The sequence below is a fragment of the Streptomyces sp. NPDC040589 genome (assembly GCF_055594445.1).
In genome coordinates this window covers 94,195-117,450 of the sequence record NZ_JBVIWP010000016.1, presented here as the reverse complement: position 1 = coordinate 117,450, position 23,256 = coordinate 94,195, and the positions used below count along the sequence as shown (strand labels likewise).

The window sequence follows — 23,256 nt, the reverse complement described above, 5'->3', positions numbered from 1 at the left end:
GCACGGTGGAGCGCCACTTCGTTCCGAAAGTGATCGCTGTCTGTTCGCATCTGGGGTAACTGTCGGGATTGCCGTGCAGAGGACGTCAGACCCCGAAGGCTTCACTCACCCGCCCGGCGAGCTCGTCCAGATTGTCAGTGGCGGATGCCACGATGCCGACAGCTCACCAATCCACCCCTTGCGAGGAGGAGTTGATCGTGCGCAGGCCGGTCGAGGGAGAGGTACATGTGCACTATGGACAGATCTATGTCGAGAGTGATCCGGACGGCTACGGGCCGAGCCTCGCCGAGGCGTTCGCCGGTCAGAGCGCGGGGCTGTGCGGGGCGGCGTCACCGGGCTCCCTCCACCTGAGCACAGGCCTGCACACCGGCGATGTCGGCTTCACGGTCGAGGTGTGTGAGGAGGCCCCGCCGCTGGACCCGGTCTGGGAAGACGTGGTGGAGGTGTCCTTCCGGCCGGTGTCGCGGGACAGCGCGCTCGTGCAGTGGGCGGGCGAGGCGGCCTGGCCGCTCGGCCTGGAGGAGACCGACTACCGGGTGCGGTACTGCGCCCAGGGCATGGACCGGGCGGGCGAGAAGGACACCCGGATGGACGACGAGCCCCAACTGGACCGCTATCTCCTGCAGTTCTGGCCCGCCCCGCCCGAGCCCGACCGCGTCCTGAAGCAGACCTCGCTGAGCGCCGCCCACTGGCACCGCTACGCCCGTGAACTGCCTCCGCCCCCCACCCCGGCCGAACGCGCCGAAGCCGAACGCCAGGAGCGCCTCGCCGAGGAGACGGCGGAACGGGAACGGCTGCTCGCCCGCGAACGCTGGGAGTGGGGCGGACAGCCGCCGAGCCAGGCCCTGCGTGACGTCGGCGGCAACGTCCGGGGCCTCCTCCCGTTCGACCCCGCCCTGCTCCACGCCCTCGACGCCTCCGGTCCCGCAACCCAGCGCGCGGTGGCCCTGCTCGCCGCCCGCCGTGCCTGTGAGGCGGCCGGTCTCACCACCCTCGACTGGGTCGCCGACGCGCTCACGGCCCTGGCCGAAAGCCGCCCGCTGCCACCGCCCTTCGACGACGACGCCCTCATGTGGCAGACCTTGGCCACCGACCCACACGTCCCGGACCGCACCGTCGGCCGTGCCGTCCCGCCCGAGCGGCCCCCCTTCCGGCCGTCCCTGTCCCCGGGCGATCGCGGCCTGCACCCCCAGGAGGTGGCACAGGCCGTGGTCGGCCCGGCAGCGGCCGTGGCGAGAGCGGCGGCCGCCGAGGCGGAATCCTTGACCACCACGGCGAGTCCGCCGGCCCCCGACTCCACCCCGTACACCGTGATGATCAGCTTCGGTCCGCCGGACCCGTCCCTGCGCGTCTCGCAGCCCCACGCGGCCCTCCCCGCGATCACCGGCGCCGCCGAATCCGCCCCGCTCCAGGCCGCTCTCGACGCGGTGTTCGCGGCCGTGGTCACGTACGGCGAGGACCACCCTGCCCTCCTCGCGGAGGTCTGGTCCGCGGTCGAGGGGCGGCGCTCGTAGCCCGGCCCCCGACCGCGCCCCGGTTCACGCACTGACCATTCGTCCCCCAAGCCCGGGCAACGCGCTGGGAATGCGGGGATATGGCCGGTCAGGTCTTGGCCAACCGCACCCCGCGCATTGGTCACCTGTTCACCGACTGCCCCTGACCCGCCCGGGCCCCGCCGGGCGGAGAGTGATCGACGGCCCGGATCGAACCGGGCCGGCCGGCCCGACTACGGCTGCAACATGCTGGAGCAGTTCGCGACGTTCAAGGACGCCCGGCCCGGCTCCGACCTGTACGAGCGGGGCGTGCGGCCGCAGCCGGAGGGCACCTTCGAGGACGACGCCCGGGGCGACCGGCTTCCGGCGGTGTCGTGGATCATGCCGACCAGCTATCAGTCCGAGCACCCGGACTACCTCCCGGCCGCGGGCGCCGACTTCGTCGCGTCGAAGATCGAGGCGATCGCCTCCAACCCGAAGGTGTGGCGCAAGACCGCGTTCATCCTCAACTACGACGAGAACGACGGCCTGTTCGACCACGTGGTGCCGCCGACCCCGTCCGCCGGCACACCGGACGAGTTCGTCCAGGGGCTGCCGATCGGCGGCGGCTTCCGCGTCCCCGCCGTCATCGTCTCGCCGTGGACCGTCGGCGGCTGGGTCGCCTCCGAGCCCTTCGACCACACCTCCGCGCTGCGCTTCCTGGAGCGGTTCACCGGAGTCGAGGAGCCCAACGTCAGCGACTGGCGGCGGGAGACCTTCGGCGATCTGACCTCCGCCTTCCGCTTCTCGCACGCCCGGCCGCGTCCGCCCCGTCTGCCCGACGACACGGCCGAGCAGTTGCGGAAGGCCCAGCAGGGAGGTCGCGACCCTGCCCAAGCCGACGCTGCCGGGAGCCGACCAGCGCTTCCCTCGCCAGGAGAGGGGGCGCCGCCCGCACGTGTGACGCCCGACCGCCCGGCCCGTTCCACGGCACGACGTGACCCGCCGACCGGGTCACCCCGCCAGGGCGCTACGGGCCACCGAGATGGCCTGTTCCGCGTAACTCCGGCCGAACAGCACGGCGTGCACCAGCAGCGGGAAGAGCTGGTGCACGCCGGTGCGGTCCGCCCAACCGTCGGCGAGCGGCGCCTGCTCCTGGTAGCCCTCCAGTACCGCCTCCAGATGGGGGCAGCCGAAGAGACGCAGCATCGCCAGGTCGGTCTCGCGGTGCCCGCCGTGCGCGGCCGGATCGATCAGCCACACCTGCCCGTCGGACCCCCACAGCACGTTGCCGTTCCACAGATCGCCGTGCAGCCGGGCGGGCGGCTCGGCCGGCCCCGCCAGCCCGGGCAGCCGCTCGCACAGCCGCTCCACGACGGTCGCCTCACCGGGACGGACGGTGCCCTGGTCGACGGCGCGCCGCAGATAGGGCAGGACACGATGCCCGGCGTACCAGCGCGGCCAGTCGGTGCCGGGCTCGTTGCGCATCGGGGCGAGCCCGATGTAGGCGTCGGCGGGCCCCTCCGGTGGCGGCGCGCCGAACGCGGGCGCCCCGGCGGCGTGCAGGGCCGCCAGGTCACGGCCGAAACGGACCGCCGCCTGGCGGCTGGCCCGCCCCTGCGGAACCCGGTCGATGACCAGCCAGCTCCCGTCGTGGCCGTGCACGCACGGCACCCGCACCGCCCCGGCACCGGCCAGCCAGCGCAGCCCGGCCGCCTCCGCCCGCGTCGCCCCCGGACCGTCGGCCCGCTTGACGACCACCACCCGCCCGTCGTCGAGGGTGACCTCCGCGAGGGCCCCGGACAGGGGCCGTTCGCCGGTGACCACCCGTCCGGTGAGCCGGGCGGCGGCGTCCGTACGGGCGGTCATACCTGGTCCTCCTCGACTCCGCGGCTGATCTGCGACCAGCGTACGGTCGTGGCGGAGTCGCTCAGCTCCCGGAACCGCAGTCGACGTCGAGCAACTGGATCGGCCGCGTCGCGTCCAGGTCGACGTAGGCCGTGAAGTCGGCCTTGCCGGACCCGCCGTTCCAGTACGTGCTCACGGTCGCCCAGCCGACCCGCGCGGACTGGGCCGTGGTGACCGGGCCGATGTCGATGGACGCCGGGATGTTCTGCGCGCACAGCAGGACGTCGAACTCCGGGTTGTCGGCGACCTTCTCCTTGAGCTGCGGCGAGATGCCGTACTTGCGGGCGAAGTCGCCGGGGCCGTGCTCGCCGTAGAAGTCCTCGAGGAAGGTGTGGATCTCCTCGGCGGTGTACCGGTCGTTGCCGTCGGCGGCGGACGCGGCGGCGGCCGGGACCGCGGCGGCGGCGATGCCGAGAGCGGCGACACAGCCGACGGCGTAGGCGCGCCAGCGGGCCGGACGCGCGGTGGTGCGGATCATTCTGGATACCCCCGTTGTGGTCTGTTGCGGCAGTTCGTTTTCTCGTGTGCTGTCTCGCTTGTCTTGCCTTGGTCGCAGGAGTGGACCTGTCCCGGTCGCCCGCCGTTGTGCTCGGCTCGACGGCCGTTTCGATTCCGGGACATTCGCCACGCGCCGGTCACGCGGGACGGTGAAATCCCGTCGCCCACCGACAGAACCGGCCGCCGCCGGGGGAGCAGTCGGGCATGACGACTTCACCGTTCCAGCGCACCATCGCCCTGCCCGCCCCCGTGTGCGAACAGGCCGCACAGCACCTGGAGCAGGCCGCGCAACGGGCCATCGACGGAGCCGAGATCCCCCTGAAGGCGTTCCGCGCGGCCGCCGACAGCGACTTCACCCTCCCCGTCTCGGTCGTCGAGCAGGCGGCGGCCTGCCTGCTGGTCCTGGCCACCGAGACCGCCCAGACCGTACGCCCCTCGGCCCTGCGCGCCACCATCAGCGTCGCGCTGCGGCTGCGTGACGCCGTGGATCTGACGCATCAGCCCGCCCTCAGCAGCAGGTTCTGGTGACGTGGGGCCGATTCTCCGGAGGACCGCGCGTCAGCCGGTTTCGCGGAAGGCGACGTCGACCTGCCTGCGGCGCAGTTCCTCCAGTGAGGTGTGCTGCCGCCGGGCCCGTTCGACGAGGTCGTCGAGCTGCCGCGCGTCGAGGCGTCGGTCCGTGCCGGCCAGGGCGCGCAGTGCCTGCCAGACCGCGGTTTTGCCGTCCACTCCCAGCCGCAGCGCCTCCAGCTCCCACAGCGTGCTCAGCGGGGAACGCCGTACCAGGCTGCCGTTGCTCTTCAGACGCCCCATCTGCTCGGCCGCCCGGCCCGCGTACACCTTGTAGCGCCGCACCGGGACGTCCAGCCGCCGCATGATGTGGAGCAGGCTCGCCCGGTCCTCGGCGATCTCGTCGGCGATCGGGGCCAGCGCGTCGGCGAGCACCGGATCACCGCACGAACGCAGCAGATAGCGGACTCGAGCGGTCCCGGCCGTGGCACCGGCGAGATGGTCGTTGAGGTAGATGCCCAGCAGGGACATGTCCGTGGCCGGAGCGCCCGGTGCGCCCGGCTGGTCCGCTCGCTGTTCCGTCATGGCACTGCTCCTGTTCTGCTCCGGCCCTGTGCCACGGCCACCCGCGTGGTGACGCGTACGACGCAGGGACTTCGGGGCGTCGAGCCGGGCCCGAACCGCACGGGAGGCTCGACCGGGGCGAGGGCGCCGAGGCTCTCGCCCTCGTAGGTGCCGGTCGCCGAGGTGACGGGGTGCAGGTCCCGGACGCCGTACCACTGGTGCCGGCCGGCCCGGGCGCTGCCGTGGGTGCGCGCGCCCAGCAGCAGCCCGGCGGGCCGGTCCCACAGCGCGATCCAGCCCGGACTCGTGGCGAGCCGGACCGGCACCGCCCGCAGCGCGAGGCCAGGCAGGCCCCTGCGGCCGGTGCTGAAGCGGAGGTCGAGCGGCGGCGCCGAGACGGCCCAGTGCCGGCGGTCGGTGACCCGCACCCCGACCGGCACGACCCGAACCTCGTCGAAGAGATACGTACCGGCGACGAAGTCCGCGGTCTCCCGCGAGGGGGCCAGCAGCAGCCGCAGCCCGCCGGGCTCCTCGACCATCACATCGCTGAACGGCCCGAACGGCGATCTCGCCCAGTGTCCGAGCACCACACGAGCGCCGGACGCCGTTCCGATCCCCGCGATCCAGCCGTCGAAGCGCAGTGTGCGCAGCGGCGACCGGGTTCGGGTACGCCGGGCCGGACCACTGGGTTCGCCGGAGTCACCGGGCCCATGGAAGAGCACGCGGGCCGGGTGCCCGGCCCCATCGCGGCGAAACGGCACCGGGGCTCCTCCGTCCGGTTCCGGCGATGTGGCCGAGGCCACGTCACAGAGGAGGTCCCTGTCACGCCGGGGCGAGCACGGCGGCGACTACCGTCTCGAGTGGATCCCCACTTCCCCCCACCCTTTCGGACGGTCCGGCAGTGCAAGCAGATCTCTCCCCTGTCATCGCGGCGACCGCCCAGTGGCTGACCCGCGCCTTCCCCGCCTCCGGCGGCGCGCTGGCCTTCGCCCTGTGCGAGGTACAGGCCCGGCAGGCCGTGACGGTCGCGGCGTGGCTCAGGTACCCGACCGAGATGGACGCCGCCCTGCTCGGCATGGCGGGCCCCGGCGGCTCCGCGCGGCTCGACTGGGTCACCGGCGCCGACGCCGCCCCGGACGACGACGGGGACGACGCGCACGCCTGGCGGACCTGGGTGGACGAGGTCGTCGCGAGCTGGGCGGCCTGCCTGCTCACCGACCCGGAGCTGGCCGACCGGGCGGTGGCCGCGCTGGCCGAGGGCAGCCACAGCACCGGTACACCGGCCGAGTTCCGCCGGCTCGTCGCCCCCGACGACGGCGACCGACGCGCCGCCGCCCTGCTGCGCCACCCCGACCTGCTCGCCCCGGTGGCCGGCCTGCACCACTCCCGGCTCCTGGACCGCCTCCACCCGGGCCGCACACTGATCGCCTGACGCGGCGCCCCCGCCGGGGCCCGTTCCCACCCTCCGTCTTCTCACCCTCCGTCACTCACCTCTTTGCCGTACGCGACCGTGCCCCGCTCACACGGGCGGCGGACGCTGAGCGTGGGAACGCCGCTGACGGAGGAGAGGCCGACATGACCACCGCCCTCACACGGAGCTGGGAACACGCCGTCGTCACGGGCGGTGCCGGATTCGTCGGATCCCATCTGTGCGCGGCCCTGCTGGACGCGGGCGCCGCCGTCACCTGCGTGGACGACTTCAGCACCGGCAGGGCGGAGAACATGTCCCCGCTGCTCGAACGGCCCGGCTTCACGCTGGTGCAGGCCGACGTCACGGAGGGACTGCCGGTCAGGCAGCGGCCCGACCTCGTCCTGCACTTCGCCTCCCCGGCGTCCCCGGCGGACTACCTGCGGCTGCCGCTGCACACCCTGGAGACGGGCAGCCTCGGCACCCGCAACGCCCTGGACCTCGCACACTCCTCCGAGGCCCGCTTCGTCCTGGCCTCGTCCTCCGAGGTCTACGGCGACCCGCGACAGCACCCCCAGGACGAGCGCTACTGGGGCAACGTCAACCCCGTCGGCCCGCGCGGTGTCTACGGCGAGGCCAAACGCTTCGGCGAGGCGCTGACCACCGCCCACGCCGAGACCCGCGGCACCGACACCTGCATCGTGCGGCTGTTCAACACCTACGGCCCCCGGATGCGCGGCGAGGACGGACGCGTGGTGCCGGCGTTCGTACGGCAGGCCCTGGCGGGCGAGCCGCTCACCGTGACCGGCGACGGCCGGCAGACCCGGTCGCTGTGCTACGTCGACGACACCGTGCGCGGCGTCCTGGCGGCGGCCGCCCACGGCATGCGCGGCCCCGTCAACATCGGCAGCCCGACCGAGATCAGCATGCTCGACCTGGCGCGACTGGTCGTCGAACTGACCGGGTCCGCCTCGGAGATCCGCCCCGTCGCACGCCCGGTGGACGATCCGGCCGTGCGCTGCCCGGACATCACGCTGGCCCGCGACAAGCTCGGCTGGGAACCGAAGGTACGCGCCGAGGAAGGGCTGCGGCGCGCGATCGCCTGGTTCCGCGAGGAAGCGACGGCCGGCTGACTCACCTGGGCACGCCCCCGGTTCCTCGCCGCGAGCACCGCCACGCCCGTTCTCCCCGGCGCGCGGCGGTGCCCTAGTCGAACTTGCCGCGGCCGGTCAGCGCGTCGCGCAGCCGGTCGACCATCCCCGTGCCCGGAGCCAGGAGCTTGTTCGCCGGCGGCTTGTCGGGCGCGGCCGGGTGGGGCCGGGTCGGGGCGGTCTTCTTCGCCTTGCGGACCTTGTCGCCCAGCTCGTTGAGCGTGTCCATCGGACAGGCCTGCCGCAGCGCGGGGAAGAGGGCCTTCTCCTCGTCCGCGAGGTGGGAGCGGATCTCGCTCATCAGCATGCCCATCAGCCGGTCGAAGTCGGCGTCGCCCGCGTCGCAGGCCTCCAGGTCCTTCATGATGCGCTCGGCCGTCGCGTGGTCGGCGAGTTCCCGGTCGGCGAGGACGTCCCCGTTGGCCACGTGCTCGCGTACGGCCGGATACAGGTAGGCCTCCTCGGCCACCGAGTGCCGTACCAGCTCGATCGTGACCTGGTCCGCGTACACCTTGCGGTCCTGGTGACCGGACGGCAGGGCCTCGATCCTGCCGAACATCTCCTCGACTTCGCGGTGATCGGTCACCAGCTCGTCGATGACGTTTCCTCCGTGTCCCATGTCCTTCACCTCCTGCCCCCGGGTCCCCCTGGCCCGAATGGGCTAACGCGCGGTCCCGAACAGGGTCCAGGCAGGCTCAGACAGGGAGCTTGGCCCGGACCCGGCCGGCCGCGGCGGCCGGCCGCGCGGTGGCACGGACGGAGCGGCGCACCAGTCCCGCGTCGTGCCGCAGGCCTTGCGCGGCATGGGTGCCGCGCCACAGCAGCGAGGGGCGTGCGCCGGTGTCGTCGGCGGCGATCAGCAGCCCGCCGAGCATGGACACGTTCTTGAAGAAGTGGATGCGCTGCTGGGCCCGTTCCGCGGGGTCCTCCACCTCCCAGAACCGGTGCGCCGCCAGCGTCGTGGGCACCAGCGTCGCCGCGATGGCCAGCGCGGCAGGACGCGGCATGCGCCCCGTGGCCAGCATCAGGCCCGCCACGACCTGCACGGCGCCGTTGAGCCGTACGACCTGCTCGGTGCGGTCGGGCAGCGCCGAGACACGTTCGGTGACCGGTTGTACGACCGGCTCGGCGGCCGGGGCGACCTCCTCCGGGGCGCGGACGGAACTCAGGCCGCCCGTCAGGAACATCGAGGCCAGCATGGGGCGGCCGAGCACGCGCAACAGACTCATGGCCCTCTCCAAGGGTGTCGGTGGGTACAGCGCTCGCCGGGTTCCCCGCCAGGGGCGAAAGCACTCACGAGGTTCGCGCCGCAGGGCTGATACGCGTGCGTCGAATGTTGAACAAGTGATGCAAATAAACTCATGGGTAAGTTGGCATGATTTGTTCCCATCAGGTGCACTAGAGGAGAAAGCATCCGCTTCCCTCAAGGAGATGGTGCAATGTCCTCCAGCGAGAAGGTCGCCAAGGAACTGACGGGCATCCAGAGCGCCGACATCGAGGCCGCACTCGACCCGGCAGAGACCGACGGTATCTACCGCGACAGCCGTGAGTGCGCCGCACTCGCGCTGTTCAAGGGCGGATTCGGTCTCCTCCTGTCGCCGCCCACCCCGCGCCCCAAGCAGGGTTGAGTGGATCGACAGGAGCAACCATGAAGCAGTCAGGCACTTCGTCTCTCTTGCAGGACGCGGTGCAGGACCTCGCTTCCGGCGTGGTCTCCGCTCTTCGGAGCGGAGACCACGCTCGTGCGGCCGCCCCCGTGGCGGTCGACCCGGAAGCGGAGGGCCTCGCCCTCGCGGCCGTACGGGTGCTGGGAGCCGACGCGTTGCTGCCGAGCACCCTTCTGCACACCCCGCCCCCGCCCGACGAACTCGCCGTGTTCCGGAGGGCCGTGGAGACCTACCCGCCCGGCGCCCAGGCCGCCCCCACCGTCGTGTGGAGCCACTGGGCCATGCGACGCACGCTGCGGCGGCTCGACCCGGGCCACGCCGACGGCCCGGACGAAGAACCCGACGCGGCCTGGCTCGAGGGCGCGACCTGGCAGCTCCTGACGCACCAGCTGGCGGTGCTGGCCGCCCTCGCCCTGCCCGGCGAGGACAGCGCGGTCGCCCGAGCGGCCGTGCACCGGCCGGTCGACGTCGCCCGCGGCTTCGTGCGCGCCGTACGCCGCAGAGACTGGCGGCAGGCGGCCGGCGCCGGACGCTGGCTGACCCTGCTGGACGGCGTACCGCGGACGCTGGGGCTCGAGAACGGCCTGGACTTCGTGGAGTTGATGGGCGGTCAGGACCCGCTCGTGGCGCTGCAGGTGAAGGCCGCGCGGCTGACACGGACGGGAGCGTTCGTGTGAGGGACGTACGGGGGCCACGGCAGGTGGCCGAGGACGCGCTGGCGTGGGTGTCCGCGCATCGCGAGCGGTTCGCGCTGGGCGAGGACGCGCTGGCCGCCGACGGACAGGTGAACCGCAGCTGGAAACCGCTCGGGGAACTGGCCCAGGTGTGCGCGACCGTGTCCCGGCACACCGCGCCCCCGGATCCGCTCCACGCGTGCGCGGCCGACCTCATGACCTTCGCGTGGCAACAGACCGGCCGGGGAGAGCTGTTCGTGCGCCTGCAACGGCTGGAGCCCTTCGCCACCTACCCGTTGGAGGTGTACGCCGCCATGGCCGCGGCGGGCCTGCGGCACCCCGGCTACGAGGCGGCCACGGCCACGGTCGCCCGCACCCGCGGCTGGCGGCTCACCGAGCAGGAGCCCACCCGGCGGCTCGGCGTCCTGAACGCCGAGACCCGCAGCGGCGTCCGGCCCTCCGACGCGATGCCGCAGGCGCTGCGGCACACCTGGCTGGCCGGGCTGCCCGAGCCCTGGACCTTCGAGCAGTCCTCCGGCTACTCCCTCACCCACGTGGTCTTCCACCTCACCGACTGGGGGCGCGCCGGGCCCGGGGGCGTACCACCGGACGTGGCCGACTACCTGGCCGACTGGCTGCCGCCCTGGCTCGACACCTGTCTGGACGCCGGGATGTGGGACCTCGGCTGCGAGCTTCTGGCCGTGGCGGCGAGCCTGCCGCTACTGCCCGAACCAGCCGTCCTCGAGGACGCCTGGGCACGGGTCGCTGCGGTACAGCACCCCTCCGGCGCGATCCCGGAGCAAGGGGGAGGAACGGACCACGACGGCGGCCCGGACTTCCTCACCCACTACCACCCCACCCTCATGGCCGCCTTCGCGGCAACCCTGACCACAGGGCGCCTCGAGGGCGGAGCCCGGGCAGGCACGCATCACCGGCCCGGCGGACAAGGAGTGCTGGGATGACCGACACCCGCCTGATCCACAACGTCGGTGCCAACGCCCTGGAATGGCTGTGGGCCCACCGCGACGGATTCCAGCTGGAACCCGACGTCGACCCGGAGGTCGGCTTCCTGGAGCGCTTCAAACCCATCGGCGAACTCGCCATGATCTGCAAGGTGCTCTTCCGCGAGGGGGTCGCGGGATCGCGTCAGGCGCAGCTGGCCCGGCAACTCCTCGACCACGCCTGGCGCGAGACGCTGGACGGCGGCCGCATGCTGGTGCGCGGGCAGCTCACGGAGCCGATCTCCCCCATCCCGTTCGAGGTGTACCTGCCCTTCAAGGAACTCGGCTACAGCCAGCCGGAGGTGGAGCGCGCCGCCGCCCTGAACCACCGGCTGGACAGCTGGGTGTCGTTCGAGGCGACCCCCACCCGCAGGCTCGGACTGTCCGCGTTCCAGCGCCGGTTCGGCCTCCCGCCGCGTCCGCCGGAGGCCGAACTTCGGGACACCACCTGGCTGGCCCGCACCCCCGAGCCCTGGACGGTGGAAGGGCACATCGCCTACGACGTCACGCACAACGTGTTCCATCTGACCGACTGGGGCGAGAACCCGGACGGCCTGCCGCCCGCCACCGCCGACTACCTCGCGACCTGGCTGCCCGTCTGGATCGACGACTGGCTGGACCTCGAGCGCTGGGACCTGCTCGGCGAACTGCTGGTGGTCGACGCCTGCCTGCCCCGCCCCACCCTGGACGAACGGGCCTGGGAGGGTTTCGCCGCCGCACAGCAGCCCGACGGGGCCATGCCCGCCCTGCGGACGATGCCCGAGGGCGCCCCCGACGAGGTGTTCGACATCGTCTACCACCCGACCCTGGTCGCCGCCTACGCCTCCGTACTGGCCACCTCCCGCTCGCTGTCCCGCCTGGCACACGCCTCATGACGACCCGCCGGCCCGCCTCGCGGCAGGGCGAGCCGCGTGATTCCCCTCCTGTCGCGCCTGTGGCCGCTCGCCCTGCCCCGGACGACGGGCCGCTCGGCGCGCGGCTCGCGGACGCCGTCACCGCAGCCGACGCGCCGGACGTCGTCTTCGCCCTCTCGCGGCACGGCCGCCGGATCGTCCGGAGCGGCGGTACCGCCCCGCCTCCGCCGCTGTCCCGAGAGAACCTGCGGTACGAGATCGGCTCGGCCGCCAAGACGTTCACCGGGCTGCTGCTGGCCCGGCTCATCCACAGCGGACTGCTGTCCGGCGGTGAACCGGCCATCACCCTCCTGGGCAGGGGGCGACCGACCGGTGCCGACCCGGTGACGCTCGCCCATCTCATAACCCACACGTCCGGACTGCCCGCCCTGCCGCCCGGCTTCCTCCTCCGGGCCCTGCCCGCCTGGCACACCAACCCCTACGGTCGCTTCCCGGCCGCCCGGGTCGTCGACGCCTTCCTGCGTCACCGGCCGCGCCACCGCCCCGGCACCCGGTGGCGCTACTCCAACTACGGCGTCGCCGTACTCGGACACGCACTCGCCGCCGCGACCGGCACACCGTGGGAGGACCTGCTCACCGACCAGGTCCTGCACCCGATCGGCCTGCACGGTACGACCCTGCGCGCGGACGGCTCGGGGTCCGACGCACTCGGGCACGGCACGGACGGCCGGTCACCCGTGCCCCCCTTCGACGCCGGAGGCTTCCAGGCGGCGGGTGCCGTACGGGCCACGCCGGGCGACCTGCTCACCTTCCTCGAGGCCCATCTCGACCCCGCCGGCCCCTCACCACAACTCACCGCGGCCCTGCGCGAGGTGCGCCGACCCGTGCTCCGCCGGGGCATCGGGCACCGGCACGTCCACACCACCGCCTGGTTCCGTCACCCGGCCGACGGCGGACCGATGTACTTCCACAGCGGAGCGACCCTCGGCCAGCAGGCGTTCCTGGGCTTCCGCCCCGACACCGGGACGGCCCTGGCCGCGGTGTGCACCCGCCGCTTCCGCGGCCACGACCCGTTCCTGGCCGCCGCGTACGCGCTGCTGACGGAGGAGTAGCGGGCCCCGCCCGGCGCCCACGGCACGTGGCGCGCCGGCGCCGGACGGCCCTGATCCGTCGTCACACCCGCTGCCACAGGGCCGGAGTGCCGGTCGGCGCCCACGCGCCCTGGGCCTGGTGGGTCTGCAGGCACTGGTAGCGCACCCCGGCGTGACTCACCGTGACACCGGCCTCGTAGACACGGCCGGCGGCCCACGTCTGCGCGACGCTGCCCTGCGGTGCCGCGGCTTCGGCGGCGGCGGTCTCCAGGGTGAGGCCGAAGTCGCTGAGCAGCGGATTGACCGGCTGGTAGAGCGTCGTGCCCCCGCTCTTGCAGTCGCCCGTACCGCCGGAGGTCACGCCCTGCGCCTGGACGCCCGCGACGTAGGGCCCGCCGGAATCGCCCGGCTCGGCGCACACCGTCGTCCGGGTCAGTCCGTCCACCCTGCCCTCGGCGTAGCTGACACTGGTGTCGTGCTGCTCGATCTTGCCGCAGTGCCACCCGGTGGTGGAGCCGGAGCGGCAGACGGCGGCCCCGACGAGCGCCTGGACCGAGCCGGTGACCTGCACCTTCTGCTCGCCCTCGACCTTCACGTTCGGTGTGGTCGTCCACTGGTCGTTGACGGCCACCCACGACATGTCCTTGCCGGGGAACGCGGAGGCCTGGAACGTGCCCTGCTCCGCCTGGTTGAACCCGGTCGTCGTGGCGCCCTTCTTGCCGCAGTGGCCCGCCGAGGCGAAGCCCTGCTGCGCGCCCTTGGTGACGGAGAACCCGATCGAGCAGCGGGCGCTGCCGTTGATGTAGTAGGCGTCGCCGCCGGTGACGTCCGCCAGGAGGCGCGGCCGGTCCGCCGTCACCGTGACGCCCACGCTCTTGGCGTCGAGGCCCGCGGCCTTGACGAACGCGGCGGCCGCGGCCTTGCTCCGGGCCTGAACCGCGACCCGGTTCGCCGGGATGTCGACGTACCACAGGGGTGTGTCACGGGTGTTGGCACGGGCCGCTGCCCCGTCCAGCTTCTTCTTCGCCGCCTGGAGGTCCCGGAGCGTCTTCTTCACGACGGCGGCTTTGGCGCCCTGGGCCTTGATGGCGGGCACGTCCGCGGTGTTGGTGGTCGCCACCACGAGCTCCTGCGCTGTCGTGCCGCGCAGCCAGGCCCCCGCGAAGCGGTTGCCCAGGGCGTTGCGCAGCCGCCCCGCCCGGGTGCCCGCCTCCGCCTCGTTGACCAGCCGCAGGGACGCCTGGGCCGGGGTCAGCCCGAGGTCGCGCTCCAGGGCACGCAGCACCGGAGCCGACGGCCGGTCGGCGCCGAGGGTCTGGGCGGCCGAGGGCAGCGGGCCCGCCGGGGGCGCCGGCTCGGCCGCCACCGCGGAGGGGAGCCCGGTGGCGACCAGTGCGCCGAGCGCGGTCAGGGCCGCTCGGCGACCGGTCACGGCGTGTCTGTGGACCATTCGATGTGTCTCCTTCGATCACGGTGGAACTGCGGTACTGCGGGAATCGGGCGTCTCACGCGGTCTTCAGGCCGGGGGAACCCACCTCCGTGACGAAGGACGCGGTCGTCGAGACGGTGCCCCCGGGCTGTGTGATGGACGGGACGGTCCGGAAGTCGACCTGGGCGTTCGCGCGGCCCAGCTCGACCCGGACGTAGCCACGCCGGCCGTCGTAGTACTTCATGTGGGGGTTGGCCCGCAGATAGGTGTCCCGGTTGTCGGGCCTCTCGGTTCCGTTGCCGCCGCTGGAGATGGAGGTACAGGTGAACTCCGTGCCCAGCGTCTTGGACTGCGGGTCGTCGAAGTCGTCCTTGATGTCGAAGGCGTACCCGACGTGGACGTCGCCGGTGAGGACCATCCAGTTGTCGATGCCCGCGGCCTTCGCGCCCGCCGTGACCCGGTCGCGGGAGCCGCGGTAGCCGTCCCAGGCGTCCATGGAGACCCGGGCCGGCCCGTTCACGTCGAACTTGCGCTGTGAGAAGCACACCTGTTGCGGCATCACGTGCCACAGCGCGCCGGAGGCCCGCCAGCCGTCCAGCAGCCAGCGTTCCTGCGCGGCGCCGGTCAGGGTGCGGGCCGGGTCGTCCGACTCGGTCCCCGGCGCGTGCGGCCGGTCGTCGTAGGCCTGGTCGGTGCGGTACTGGCGGGTGTCGAGGAGGTCGAACTGGACGAGTGACCCCCAGGCCAGCCGGCGGTACAGCCGGGCGTCGGGGCCCTGCGGAAGCTGCTCGGCGCGCAGCGGCTGGTTCTCCCAGTAGGCCCGGTAGGCGGCGGCGCGTCGCGCCAGGAACTGCTCAGGGGAGGTGCCGTTCTCGTCGAAGGCGCCCGCGTAGTTGTTCTCCGTCTCGTGGTCGTCCCAGGTGACGAGGAACGGGTGCCGGGCGTGCGCGGCGCGCAGGTCCGGGTCGTTCTTGTAGAGCGCGTAGCGCAGCCGGTAGTCCGCGAGGGTGATCGTCTCGCGGTTGAACACGTCGGGCAGCTTGCGGTCGCTGTAGCGGCGGGCCCCGCCGGCGGAGTCCACCGGGTACTCGTACAGGTAGTCGCCGAGGTGGAACACCACGTCGACGTCCTCCTCCGCCAGATGCCGGTGGGCGGTGTAGTAGCCGTCCTGGTAGGCCTGGCAGGCCACGGCGGCCAGCCGCATGCCGTCGATGGCGCTGCCCGCGGCCGGTGCCGTACGGGTGCGGCCCGTGGGGCTGATCCAGCTGCCCACCCGGAAGCGGTAGTAGTAGTGGCTGTTCGGCCTCAGGCCCTTGATGTCGACGTGCACGCTGTGGGCGTACTCGGGATGCGCCGTGGCGACACCCCGCTGCTCGACGAGCGCGAACCACTCGTCCGTGGCCAATTCCCAGGAGACGGCGACCCGCTCCTGGCCCAGGCCGCCGTCCGCGGTGAACGGATCGGGGGCCAGCCGGGTCCAGATCAGCACCGAATCGGGCAGCGGATCGCCGGAGGCCACGCCGAGAGTGAAGGGGTCGTCGGAGACCCGGGCGGCGTCCAGTTCCGGAGCGGCGGTGGCGCCGCGGGCCGGCCGGTTGGTGGTGAAGGCGAGCATCGCCGCCGCCGCGGTGACGGTCAGGAAGCGGCGGCGGGCGACGTGCGGCGCCGCGCTGCGCAGTACCGCGTCGTGCGGGGAGAAGGCATGCTCGGACGGTGCTTTTCGACGGCCCGTCAGCGTCATCTGGTGTCCTCTCGTACAGGGCAGTTGCGCCCCGGGCGGACGTGTGGGGCATCGCCGACGTGCGGAGCGCGGAGCATGCATGCTAAGCAGACAAAATGCCTAAAGCGGTCGCGACCTGCGGGGCGTTCACACCAGAGGCCGTAAAACGCCGCCGCCGCCGGCGTCGGCCGGCGGCGGAGGGGGAGTGGGGGTCACCGGCCGCCCGGTTCGGTTTTCCACCACCGCGCACTCCCGGACGTGTCCCGCAGGGCGTTCGTCGCGCAGTGCACCTCGCCGCCCGCCAGGTGCGACCAGGCGAAGTTCTCCACCCAGTGCACGCGCACTCCGCCGGCGGCGAGGGCCTTCTGCGCGGCGGTGCGGAACAGATCGCGGCCGTCCACCTTCGGCCCGTGTGGATCGGGTGCGGCGTAGTCCCGGGCGGTCAGGGACAGGCCGTTGGCGATGCCGGGGGAGTAGGCGATCGCACCTATGGGTCCGTCCGCTTCCGCCCCGAGCGTTTTGTACAACACCGGCACGCGCACCAGGTCGCGCCGGGACAGCCCCGTCTCCCGCAGCAGCACGGCGATCTGGTCGTCGATGCGGCGTGCCGCCTCCTCGTTGCCGGCGCGGAAGGCGTCGTCCGCCGGCAGGGCGTCGACACTCGGCTTGCGCTCCGCGCTCATGTCCGCGAACAGCCGCTGTCCGCCCTCCCCGGCGCGCCGCGCATGCCGCAACAGCTCCACCGCCTGCCGGGGGTCGGCGACCGCCAGTGTCCAGCCGCGCTCGTTCTCGGCCCGCACGACGTGGACCGTCTCGTCCACATGGCCGACCAGCAGCCACGACTGGTGATGGCCGGCTGCCTGCCCTGCGCCTCGATCATCCGCACGAACGCCGGATCGGGTGCCCGGTGCGGGGCGGTGCCGTACAGCACCCGCCCGTGCGGGTGACCCTCGTACGGCGGTACGGACTCGAAGTTGCCGGTGAAGTTCTGCAGGTCGACGCCGCTCGGCTCGCGCCCCGGCGTGAACTGCTGCACGACCCCGACGTCGGGCCCGCGGAAGTCACGGAAGAGCGGCCGGGCCGACCGGCTCAGGGTGCTCTTGCCGCCCTGGGGCGGCGCCCACAGCACCGGAGCGCGCGACAGCACCCGCATGCTGTGCACCCCTCCGCCGGGCGCCGGGACACCGGCCACGGCCGGTTCGGCCATGTCCTGCCGCCGGATGTCCCGCCACCACTGCTCCGTACCGGCCGTGAAGGTCACGTCCCGCCGGGACAGCCCCGCGGCGCCGGCCGCCCGGACCAGGGAGGAGGCGAACGGCCGCCACTCCCGCGGCCGGTGGACGTCGCCCACACCCCAGCGGCCGGGCGCGACACCGTGGCCCGGGTCCGGCTTGGCCGCGAAGACGCGCTCGGCACGCTGCAGATCGTTCTGGAACAGCACGGGCGCGACCTTCAGCCGCACCCGGTCGGACGTGGTGCGCCCGCGGTCGGTCACGGTGAGGGTGAGCGCGACCTCGCCGTCCCCGTGCCGAGGGTCGCGGACGATGTCACGCCCCTCCAGGGCCAGTTCGGCACCGGCCCGCAGTTCACCGGCCGTCAGCGGTCCGCGCAGGACCCGCAGCGCCCCGTCGCGTCTGACGAACAGACGGACGTACGGCCGCTGTGCCGCCGCCACCCCCACTCGCCCCGACGCGTCGTCGCCGACCGGCGCCGGCGGAACGCGCACCGGGGCGAGATCCGCCTCGTCCCGCTCTCCGTTGACCCGCTCGTCCGCCCCGTCGTGGCAGGCCGCCAGCCTCTCGTCCACGGCCGGATCGATACGGTCCAGGTCTCCGGGGCGCATCCGGCAGCGCCGCGCGTCGTCGTCGACGTTCGCGAGGAAGACCGCGCCACGCCCCGGCCGCCACACCTCCTCGCCCGCCTCGTCGGACGTCCCCGCGACATCCACGCGGCCGTCCTGGTTCACATCGGCGCGCAGGTCCGCGACGGTCGGTGGTCTCTGCGCGGCCGTCGTCGTCCCTGTGGCGGCGCCCAGCAGGGCCACGGTGGCCACCGCGGCGCGGCACGGCACGCGCGCCCTCGGCGTTTCGGGCATGACGAGTCTCCTCGGCAGATGAGGGGCCGGAACGGGAGGACGTCCGCAGACCATGCTCCTCGGCGCAGGCGAGCCGTTCATCGTGCTGTGCGCCGAGATGCCGGCTACATCGATGGATCTACCGGGCAGCCGTGTCCGCCTCCTCGGGCCTCGGCCGAACAAGACAAGCGCTAACCACCTCAAAGGCGGAATATGGGGCAAAGGGCTGGGAAGCCGGTTGAAGTCGCTGAACAACGCGCCTGTGGAGGTCGACATGAACCAGGAGACATCACGTTCGTCTGATCTTCCGCAGCCGTTGCGGGCCGTCGCCTCGGGCCTCAGGCATCTGCCGGGTGCGGAGCAGGTGGGCAAGGTGGCCGGAGGAGCCCTGGACAAGGTCGGCGCGGTGTCGCCGCGCGGCCGCCGGATGGCTGTCTACGCCGGTGCCGGTGTGCTCGGTGTGGCCGGAGTGGTGGAGTGGCCGGTGGCGCTGACCGGCGCCGCCGTCGCCTGGCTGACGCGGCCCCGGCCCGGACAGGAGCCCGACGGCGCGTCACCGAACGGCGGCACGCGTACCGCCCGGACCGGTGAACGCCGCAAGGGCGCCCACGACACACCGGGCGATCAGGACACCTCCGAGTACGGCCCCGGCGGCAGACTCGCCGCGTCCCACTACCGGCACGACCAGCCGGAACAGCCCGTCCACGAACAGCCCGCCAAGGTGGGTGACACCGCCACCGCCTCCGCGCTGAAGAAGGTCGCCGAGGCCACCGCGCACCACGAGGCGCACGGCGAGGAGCCGGACCGGGAACACGCCCACCCGCACGGACACGACAGCCGGCCCACCGGCTGAGTCGGGACAGCAGGAGATGCTCACACGCTTCGACATCGCCCCGCTCGTCGGGGCCGTGGCCGGGGCGGCCGCAGGGGCCGTCCGCGGCACCGCCCAGGGCGTGACGTCCGTCTACGACACCACGCGGCGCGTGCGCAACGTCGCGCGCAACGCCCTGACCGGCGGACAGCACTGGAAGGCCGGGCAGCGCGTCCACCTCGCCCTGCGGCGCGCCGACGGCGAGGCCGGCGCGCTCGCCCGCACGATGGCGGAGGAACTGCTCGACCACCCGGACGTGCTCATGGCGTACTGGGACGAGGGACTGTCCCGCCTGGTGATCACCGTGGCCGAGGACGCCGCCACCGACCGAGTCACCGAGCGTGCCACCGCACTCGCCGCCCGCTTCGGCCTGGACGAGGGCGCCGACCCGAACGCCCGGGACACCAGCCACCCCGGCGACCCCACCGAGGTGCGCGTCACCGCGGCGGCGATCCTGCTGGACGCCGCCGGCGCGGCCGGCGCCTTCGCGGGCCGGTCCCTGCGCCTGCCGCCCACCTCCCGCATCATCACCGCGGCCGTCACCCTGCTGCGCGAGAACCCCCGCTTCAGGGCCCTGCTCCGGGAGCGGTTCGGCACCTCCGGCATGGAACTCGTCCTGGCCGCCGCCAACGCCGCCGCACACAGCGCCGGCCAGACCCCGCTGGCGCTCGTGCTCGACGGCGCTCTGCGCGGCACCCAGCTGACCGAGGCCGTGGCCAGGGCCGCGGCCTTCGAGGCGCTGCACGACGACATCGTCCACGAACGGCGCACCAGCCTGTCCTGTCCGTCGGACACCCGGCCGCCGCTCAAGGTGACGCCCGCCGCGGAGTACGCCTCCCACGCCAGCACCGGCAGCGTCGCCGGCGCCGCCGCCACCCTCCTCGTCACGCACAGGGCGAGCGACGCGGCCGAAGCGGTCCTGGCGGGATCCCCGAAGGCGGCCCGGTACGGACCGGCCGCCTTCGGCGCGACCCTCGGAACGTTCCTCGCCCACGCCGGGATCCTCCTGCGCAACGGGGAGCGCCTGCGGCAGCTGGAGATCGCCGACGCCCTCGTCCTGCACGCCGACGCCCTGCGCAGCCGGCGGGATGACACCGAAGACGACTCCGACGGGCTGCCCGACGACCCGGTCCACCCCTTCGCCGAGGCCGTCCTCGACGCCGCCCGCAGGGCAGGACTCCACGTCGTGATCGCGGGCGGCTCCGACCTGAAGGACATCATCCGGCTCGCCGACGAGGTCGCCCCGAGCGCCAAGCCGTTCGGAGACGTCGTGCGGGCCCTTCAGGACGACGGGCACGTGGTCGTGACCGTCGCCCGCCTGAACGAGTCCGGCGACGGCCAGGTCGCGGCCGGGCTGACCGCCGGAGACGTGGCCATCGCCCTCATCGACGGGCGGGCCGCCGTCTCCTGGGGCGTCGACGCGCTGGCCCCCGGCGGCCTCGCCGACGTCTGGCGGCTGCTGACGGCGATCCCCGCGGCCCGGCGCGTGGGACGCCGGTCGCAGACACTGGCCCGCGCGGGCGCCGCCCTGTCGGGGCTCCTGGTCGCCCGCGGCGGGCAGCGCCTGGGCCGGCTCGGAATGTGGCCCCTCACCCGGCACGCCCCCGTCAACATCGCCGCCGCGGGCGCCCTGCTCACCGGCTGGCTCGCCGCCGCCCAGGTGGCCAGGGCCACCCCGCCCCCGCCACGACTGCACATCCCCTGGCACGCCCTGGAACCCCACGAGGTCCGCGACCGGCTGGGACGCGCCGGGCGCGACGGAGAGCCCCGCGGACTCGCCCTGCTCGCCGACCGCTCGAGACAGCAGGCCGGTCGCCTGATCCGCCACCCGGCCGTGACGCCCGCCCGCTGGACCTGGCAGGCGGCCGGTGCCGTACGCCGCGAACTCGACGATCCGCTCACCCCCGTCCTGGCCACGGGCGCCGTGGCCTCCGCGCTGCTCGGCTCCCTCGTCGACGCCATGCTCGTCGTGGGCGCCATGGACCTCAACGCCGTGACGGGCGGACTCCAGCGACTGCGCGCCGAACAGGCACTGGCCCGGCTGGCCGCCCGGCAGCAGCCCAAGGCCCGCAAGCAGGACAGCCACCGGCGCACCGTCACCGTCGACGCCGCCCGGCTGCGGCCCGGCGACGAGATCAGCCTCGGCGCCGGCGACGTCGTACCCGCCGACGCGCGGCTGCTGGAGGTCGAGGGTCTCGAGGTCGACGAGTCGGCACTCACCGGCGAGTCCCTGCCCCTGTCCAAGGCCGTCGACGCCACGCCCGGACTGCCGGTGGCCCAGCGCGCCTGCATGGTGTTCGAGGGCACGACCGTCGTGGCCGGACGCGCCACCGCGCTCGTCGTGGACACCGGCGAGCAGACCGAGGCGGGCCGCGCCGTCACCCTCGCCGCCCGCACCCCGCCACCCGCCGGGGTCCAGGCCCGGCTGCAGGAGCTGACCCGCAAGGCACTGCCGGTGACCTTCACGGGCGGCGCCGCCGTGACCGGACTGTCCCTGCTGCGCGGCAGCCCCGTCCGACGCGCCGTCAGCGGCGGTGTCGCGGTCGCCGTCGCCGCCGTGCCGGAAGGACTCCCGCTCGTCGCCACGGTCGCGCAGATGGCGGCCGCCCGCCGGCTGTCCCGGCGCGGCGTCCTGGTCCGCACCCCGCGCACCCTGGAGGCGCTCGGGCGGGTCGACACCGTCTGCTTCGACAAGACCGGCACCCTCACCGAGAACAGACTGCGCCTGGTCCGCGTCGCCACCGCCGACGGCACCGTCCTCGAGACCGGCACCGAACAGGCCCTGCCGGTCCTGCGCCTGGCCGCACGAGCGTGCCCGCAGGAGGAGACGGGACAGGGCCGCCGTGTCGCGCACGCCACCGACGAGGCCGTCCTCGACGTCGCCCCGCCCGACGAGGGCTGGGCCCCGACCGGCGAGCTGCCCTTCGAGACGCGGCGGGGCTACGCCGCGGCGGTCGGCCGCGACGGCGACCCGGACTTCGGTGAACTCCTCGTCGTCAAGGGCGCCCCGGAGACGATCCTGCCCGCCTGCCGGGACCTCCCCGGCCACGCGACCGACACCGCCCACGAGCTGGCGGGAAAGGGGCTGCGCGTCCTCGCCGTCGCACGGCGCCCCTGCCGGGCCGACGACGCCGACGCCGAACTCGACGCGCCGCTCGCGGACCTGGAGTTCAGCGGCTTCGTCGCCCTCGCCGACGTCCCGCGCGACACCTCGCAGGCCCTGCTCGCGGAACTCCGCCGCTCCGGCATCCTGCCCGTCATGCTCACCGGCGACCACCCCGAGACCGCCCGCGCCATCGCCCTGCAACTGGGCTGGCCGGAGGAGACCGAGGCGGTGACCGGCGACGAACTCGTCGCCATGGAACGCCGCGAACGAGTCCGGGTCCTGCGCGGCGCGGGCGTCATCGCCCGGGTCGCACCCGAGCAGAAGCTGCACGTCGTCGAGGCCCTGCAACAGGCCGGACGGGTCGTGGCGATGGCCGGCGACGGTGCCAACGACGCCGCCGCGATCCGCGCCGCCGACGTCGGGGTCGGCGTCGAGTCCCGCGGCTCCGCGGCCGCCCGCAACGCCGCCGACCTCGTGCTCACCACCGGCGACCTGTCCGTCCTCGTCGACGCGGTCGCCGAGGGCCGTGCCCTGTGGCGCAGCGTCGCCGACGCGGTGAGCATCCTCATCGGCGGCAACGCCGGCGAGGTCGGCTTCAGCGTCCTCGGCACCCTGCTGGCCGGCGCCTCACCCCTGTCGACACGTCAGCTGCTGCTGGTCAACCTGCTCACCGACATGTTCCCGGCCATGGCGGTGGCGGTCACGCCGAGCGACGACCCCTCGACGGCGGAGCACGCCGCGACCGGCCCGATGGGCCTCAACGTCCTCGGCGCCCCGCTGCTGCGCTCCATCCGGCGCCGGGGCATCACCACCTGCCTCGGCGCGGTCACGGCCTACCTCATCGGCCGCCTCACCCCGGGCACCGAACGCCGGTCCACCACCATGGCCCTGTGCGGCGTGGTCGGCGCCCAGCTCGTGCAGACCCTCTCCGGCCGCCGCCGCAGCCCGCTGGTGTGGGTGACGGCCCTCGGCTCGGCCGCCGTACTCGCAGCCCTCGTCCAGACCCCTGGCGTCAGCCACTTCTTCGGCTGCACCCCGCTCGGCCCGGTGGCCTGGGCGGGCGTGGCCCTGGCCATCGCCCTCTCGGCCCTGGCTCCGCGACTGGAACACCTCCGGGCCGTCCACCTGCTCTACGAGGCCGTGACACGCCTCGCCCTGCGCCTGGGCGACCTGACCCAGCAGGCCCGGGAGCTGCTGCAGAGCGGGATCGCCCGGCCGGTGGTGGCGTAACGGGCGGCCCCGCACGGCAGCTGGCGGC

General features: G+C 73.8%; 19 protein-coding genes and 2 pseudogenes. 12 read left to right on the top strand and 9 right to left on the bottom strand.

Going from position 1 to position 23,256, the window contains the following annotated elements:
• The first annotated feature begins 152 nt into the window (after positions 1-152).
• On the top strand, positions 153-1,514 hold the full coding sequence (locus tag ACZ58V_RS40395; RefSeq protein ID WP_468198168.1) for a hypothetical protein: 1,362 nt from the start codon (positions 153-155) through the stop codon (positions 1,512-1,514).
• A 210-nt stretch (positions 1,515-1,724) separates the two neighbouring features.
• Positions 1,725-2,436, top strand: a pseudogene (locus ACZ58V_RS40390) (alkaline phosphatase family protein); the annotation flags it as partial.
• Positions 2,437-2,486: 50 nt separating this feature from the next.
• On the opposite strand, the gene ACZ58V_RS40385 reads toward ACZ58V_RS40390, so the two are convergent.
• Positions 2,487-3,341, bottom strand: a complete 855-nt coding sequence (locus tag ACZ58V_RS40385; RefSeq protein ID WP_471296278.1) for a fructosamine kinase family protein — start codon at positions 3,339-3,341, stop codon at positions 2,487-2,489.
• 61 nt (positions 3,342-3,402) lie between these two features.
• Entirely contained in the window at positions 3,403-3,858 is a 456-nt protein-coding gene (locus tag ACZ58V_RS40380) for a hypothetical protein (protein WP_184598829.1), read from the bottom strand.
• 224 nt (positions 3,859-4,082) lie between these two features.
• Between ACZ58V_RS40380 and ACZ58V_RS40375 the strand changes: the two genes are divergently transcribed.
• Positions 4,083-4,406 carry a hypothetical protein gene (locus ACZ58V_RS40375; protein WP_468198161.1) on the top strand — a complete coding sequence of 108 codons (324 nt, stop codon included), beginning with the start codon at positions 4,083-4,085 and terminating at the stop codon, positions 4,404-4,406.
• 30 nt (positions 4,407-4,436) lie between these two features.
• On the opposite strand, the gene ACZ58V_RS40370 is transcribed toward ACZ58V_RS40375, so the two are convergent.
• Positions 4,437-4,973, bottom strand: coding sequence for a hypothetical protein (locus ACZ58V_RS40370; RefSeq protein ID WP_468198159.1), 537 nt, complete (start codon positions 4,971-4,973; stop codon positions 4,437-4,439).
• Positions 4,970-5,602: a hypothetical protein gene (locus ACZ58V_RS40365; RefSeq protein WP_471296306.1), complete on the bottom strand. Its 633-nt coding sequence runs from the start codon at positions 5,600-5,602 to the stop codon at positions 4,970-4,972. Before ACZ58V_RS40365 ends, ACZ58V_RS40370 begins: the two co-directional genes overlap by 4 nt.
• A gap of 251 nt (positions 5,603-5,853) precedes the next feature.
• Between ACZ58V_RS40365 and ACZ58V_RS40360 the strand changes: the two genes are divergently transcribed.
• Together ACZ58V_RS40360 and ACZ58V_RS40355 are read left to right on the top strand one after the other, a co-directional pair.
• The gene (locus ACZ58V_RS40360) at positions 5,854-6,384 is read left to right on the top strand and encodes a hypothetical protein (protein WP_471296274.1); all 531 of its coding nucleotides are present in this window, start codon (positions 5,854-5,856) and stop codon (positions 6,382-6,384) included.
• Between the two features lie 143 nt (positions 6,385-6,527).
• On the top strand, positions 6,528-7,493 hold the full coding sequence (locus ACZ58V_RS40355) for an NAD-dependent epimerase/dehydratase family protein (protein ID WP_468198154.1): 966 nt from the start codon (positions 6,528-6,530) through the stop codon (positions 7,491-7,493).
• A gap of 73 nt (positions 7,494-7,566) precedes the next feature.
• Here the strand turns inward: ACZ58V_RS40355 and ACZ58V_RS40350 are convergent, their stop codons facing one another.
• Complete coding sequence (locus tag ACZ58V_RS40350; RefSeq protein ID WP_468198152.1) at positions 7,567-8,130, bottom strand: hemerythrin domain-containing protein; 564 nt, start codon at positions 8,128-8,130, stop codon at positions 7,567-7,569.
• A 76-nt stretch (positions 8,131-8,206) separates the two neighbouring features.
• Positions 8,207-8,740: a DoxX family protein gene (locus ACZ58V_RS40345; RefSeq protein WP_468198150.1), complete on the bottom strand. Its 534-nt coding sequence runs from the start codon at positions 8,738-8,740 to the stop codon at positions 8,207-8,209.
• Between the two features lie 210 nt (positions 8,741-8,950).
• On the opposite strand from ACZ58V_RS40345, the gene ACZ58V_RS40340 reads away from it, so the two are divergent.
• The 5 genes from ACZ58V_RS40340 to ACZ58V_RS40320 are packed head-to-tail and all read left to right on the top strand — an operon-like array spanning position 8,951 to position 12,819.
• Positions 8,951-9,139: a hypothetical protein gene (locus tag ACZ58V_RS40340; protein ID WP_468198148.1), complete on the top strand. Its 189-nt coding sequence runs from the start codon at positions 8,951-8,953 to the stop codon at positions 9,137-9,139.
• Positions 9,140-9,159: 20 nt separating this feature from the next.
• On the top strand, positions 9,160-9,855 hold the full coding sequence (locus ACZ58V_RS40335) for a hypothetical protein (protein ID WP_468198146.1): 696 nt from the start codon (positions 9,160-9,162) through the stop codon (positions 9,853-9,855).
• Complete coding sequence (locus ACZ58V_RS40330) at positions 9,852-10,814, top strand: DUF6895 family protein (RefSeq protein WP_468198144.1); 963 nt, start codon at positions 9,852-9,854, stop codon at positions 10,812-10,814. The genes ACZ58V_RS40335 and ACZ58V_RS40330 overlap by 4 nt, the downstream gene beginning before the upstream one ends.
• Positions 10,811-11,728, top strand: coding sequence for a DUF6895 family protein (locus tag ACZ58V_RS40325; protein WP_468198141.1), 918 nt, complete (start codon positions 10,811-10,813; stop codon positions 11,726-11,728). Before ACZ58V_RS40330 ends, ACZ58V_RS40325 begins: the two co-directional genes overlap by 4 nt.
• Positions 11,725-12,819 (top strand): serine hydrolase domain-containing protein, encoded by a 1,095-nt coding sequence (locus tag ACZ58V_RS40320; protein WP_471296270.1) that lies wholly within the window; start codon positions 11,725-11,727, stop codon positions 12,817-12,819. Before ACZ58V_RS40325 ends, ACZ58V_RS40320 begins: the two co-directional genes overlap by 4 nt.
• A 61-nt stretch (positions 12,820-12,880) precedes the next feature.
• Here ACZ58V_RS40320 and ACZ58V_RS40315 read toward each other — a convergent pair whose 3' ends face one another.
• The 3 genes and pseudogenes from ACZ58V_RS40315 to ACZ58V_RS40305 all read right to left on the bottom strand — a co-directional run bounded on the left by ACZ58V_RS40315 (position 12,881) and on the right by ACZ58V_RS40305 (position 17,790).
• Positions 12,881-14,248: a carbohydrate-binding protein gene (locus ACZ58V_RS40315; protein WP_468198136.1), complete on the bottom strand. Its 1,368-nt coding sequence runs from the start codon at positions 14,246-14,248 to the stop codon at positions 12,881-12,883.
• Positions 14,249-14,303: 55 nt separating this feature from the next.
• Positions 14,304-15,968: an alkaline phosphatase D family protein gene (locus tag ACZ58V_RS40310; RefSeq protein ID WP_468198134.1), complete on the bottom strand. Its 1,665-nt coding sequence runs from the start codon at positions 15,966-15,968 to the stop codon at positions 14,304-14,306.
• 191 nt (positions 15,969-16,159) lie between these two features.
• Positions 16,160-17,790 (bottom strand): annotated as a pseudogene (locus tag ACZ58V_RS40305) (protein-arginine deiminase family protein).
• Positions 17,791-18,295: 505 nt separating this feature from the next.
• Here ACZ58V_RS40305 and ACZ58V_RS40300 point away from each other — a divergent pair.
• Positions 18,296-18,874, top strand: a complete 579-nt coding sequence (locus tag ACZ58V_RS40300) for a hypothetical protein (protein ID WP_468198129.1) — start codon at positions 18,296-18,298, stop codon at positions 18,872-18,874.
• A gap of 16 nt (positions 18,875-18,890) precedes the next feature.
• Positions 18,891-23,228 carry an HAD-IC family P-type ATPase gene (locus ACZ58V_RS40295; RefSeq protein ID WP_471296267.1) on the top strand — a complete coding sequence of 1,446 codons (4,338 nt, stop codon included), beginning with the start codon at positions 18,891-18,893 and terminating at the stop codon, positions 23,226-23,228.
• Positions 23,229-23,256 lie beyond the last annotated feature (28 nt).

Excerpts from the sequence above, each read along its gene's own strand:
- ACZ58V_RS40395 (WP_468198168.1), top strand. The coding sequence starts at position 153 with ATGCCGACAGCTCACCAATCCACCCCTTGCGAGGAGGAGTTGATCGTG.
- ACZ58V_RS40385 (WP_471296278.1), bottom strand. The coding sequence starts at position 3,341 with ATGACCGCCCGTACGGACGCCGCCGCCCGGCTCACCGGACGGGTGGTC.
- ACZ58V_RS40380 (WP_184598829.1), bottom strand. The coding sequence starts at position 3,858 with ATGATCCGCACCACCGCGCGTCCGGCCCGCTGGCGCGCCTACGCCGTC.
- ACZ58V_RS40375 (WP_468198161.1), top strand. The coding sequence starts at position 4,083 with ATGACGACTTCACCGTTCCAGCGCACCATCGCCCTGCCCGCCCCCGTG.
- ACZ58V_RS40370 (WP_468198159.1), bottom strand. The coding sequence starts at position 4,973 with ATGACGGAACAGCGAGCGGACCAGCCGGGCGCACCGGGCGCTCCGGCC.
- ACZ58V_RS40355 (WP_468198154.1), top strand. The coding sequence starts at position 6,528 with ATGACCACCGCCCTCACACGGAGCTGGGAACACGCCGTCGTCACGGGC.
- ACZ58V_RS40350 (WP_468198152.1), bottom strand. The coding sequence starts at position 8,130 with ATGGGACACGGAGGAAACGTCATCGACGAGCTGGTGACCGATCACCGC.
- ACZ58V_RS40345 (WP_468198150.1), bottom strand. The coding sequence starts at position 8,740 with ATGAGTCTGTTGCGCGTGCTCGGCCGCCCCATGCTGGCCTCGATGTTC.
- ACZ58V_RS40340 (WP_468198148.1), top strand. The coding sequence starts at position 8,951 with ATGTCCTCCAGCGAGAAGGTCGCCAAGGAACTGACGGGCATCCAGAGC.
- ACZ58V_RS40335 (WP_468198146.1), top strand. The coding sequence starts at position 9,160 with ATGAAGCAGTCAGGCACTTCGTCTCTCTTGCAGGACGCGGTGCAGGAC.
- ACZ58V_RS40325 (WP_468198141.1), top strand. The coding sequence starts at position 10,811 with ATGACCGACACCCGCCTGATCCACAACGTCGGTGCCAACGCCCTGGAA.
- ACZ58V_RS40320 (WP_471296270.1), top strand. The coding sequence starts at position 11,725 with ATGACGACCCGCCGGCCCGCCTCGCGGCAGGGCGAGCCGCGTGATTCC.
- ACZ58V_RS40315 (WP_468198136.1), bottom strand. The coding sequence starts at position 14,248 with ATGGTCCACAGACACGCCGTGACCGGTCGCCGAGCGGCCCTGACCGCG.
- ACZ58V_RS40310 (WP_468198134.1), bottom strand. The coding sequence starts at position 15,968 with ATGACGCTGACGGGCCGTCGAAAAGCACCGTCCGAGCATGCCTTCTCC.
- ACZ58V_RS40300 (WP_468198129.1), top strand. The coding sequence starts at position 18,296 with ATGAACCAGGAGACATCACGTTCGTCTGATCTTCCGCAGCCGTTGCGG.
- ACZ58V_RS40295 (WP_471296267.1), top strand. The coding sequence starts at position 18,891 with ATGCTCACACGCTTCGACATCGCCCCGCTCGTCGGGGCCGTGGCCGGG.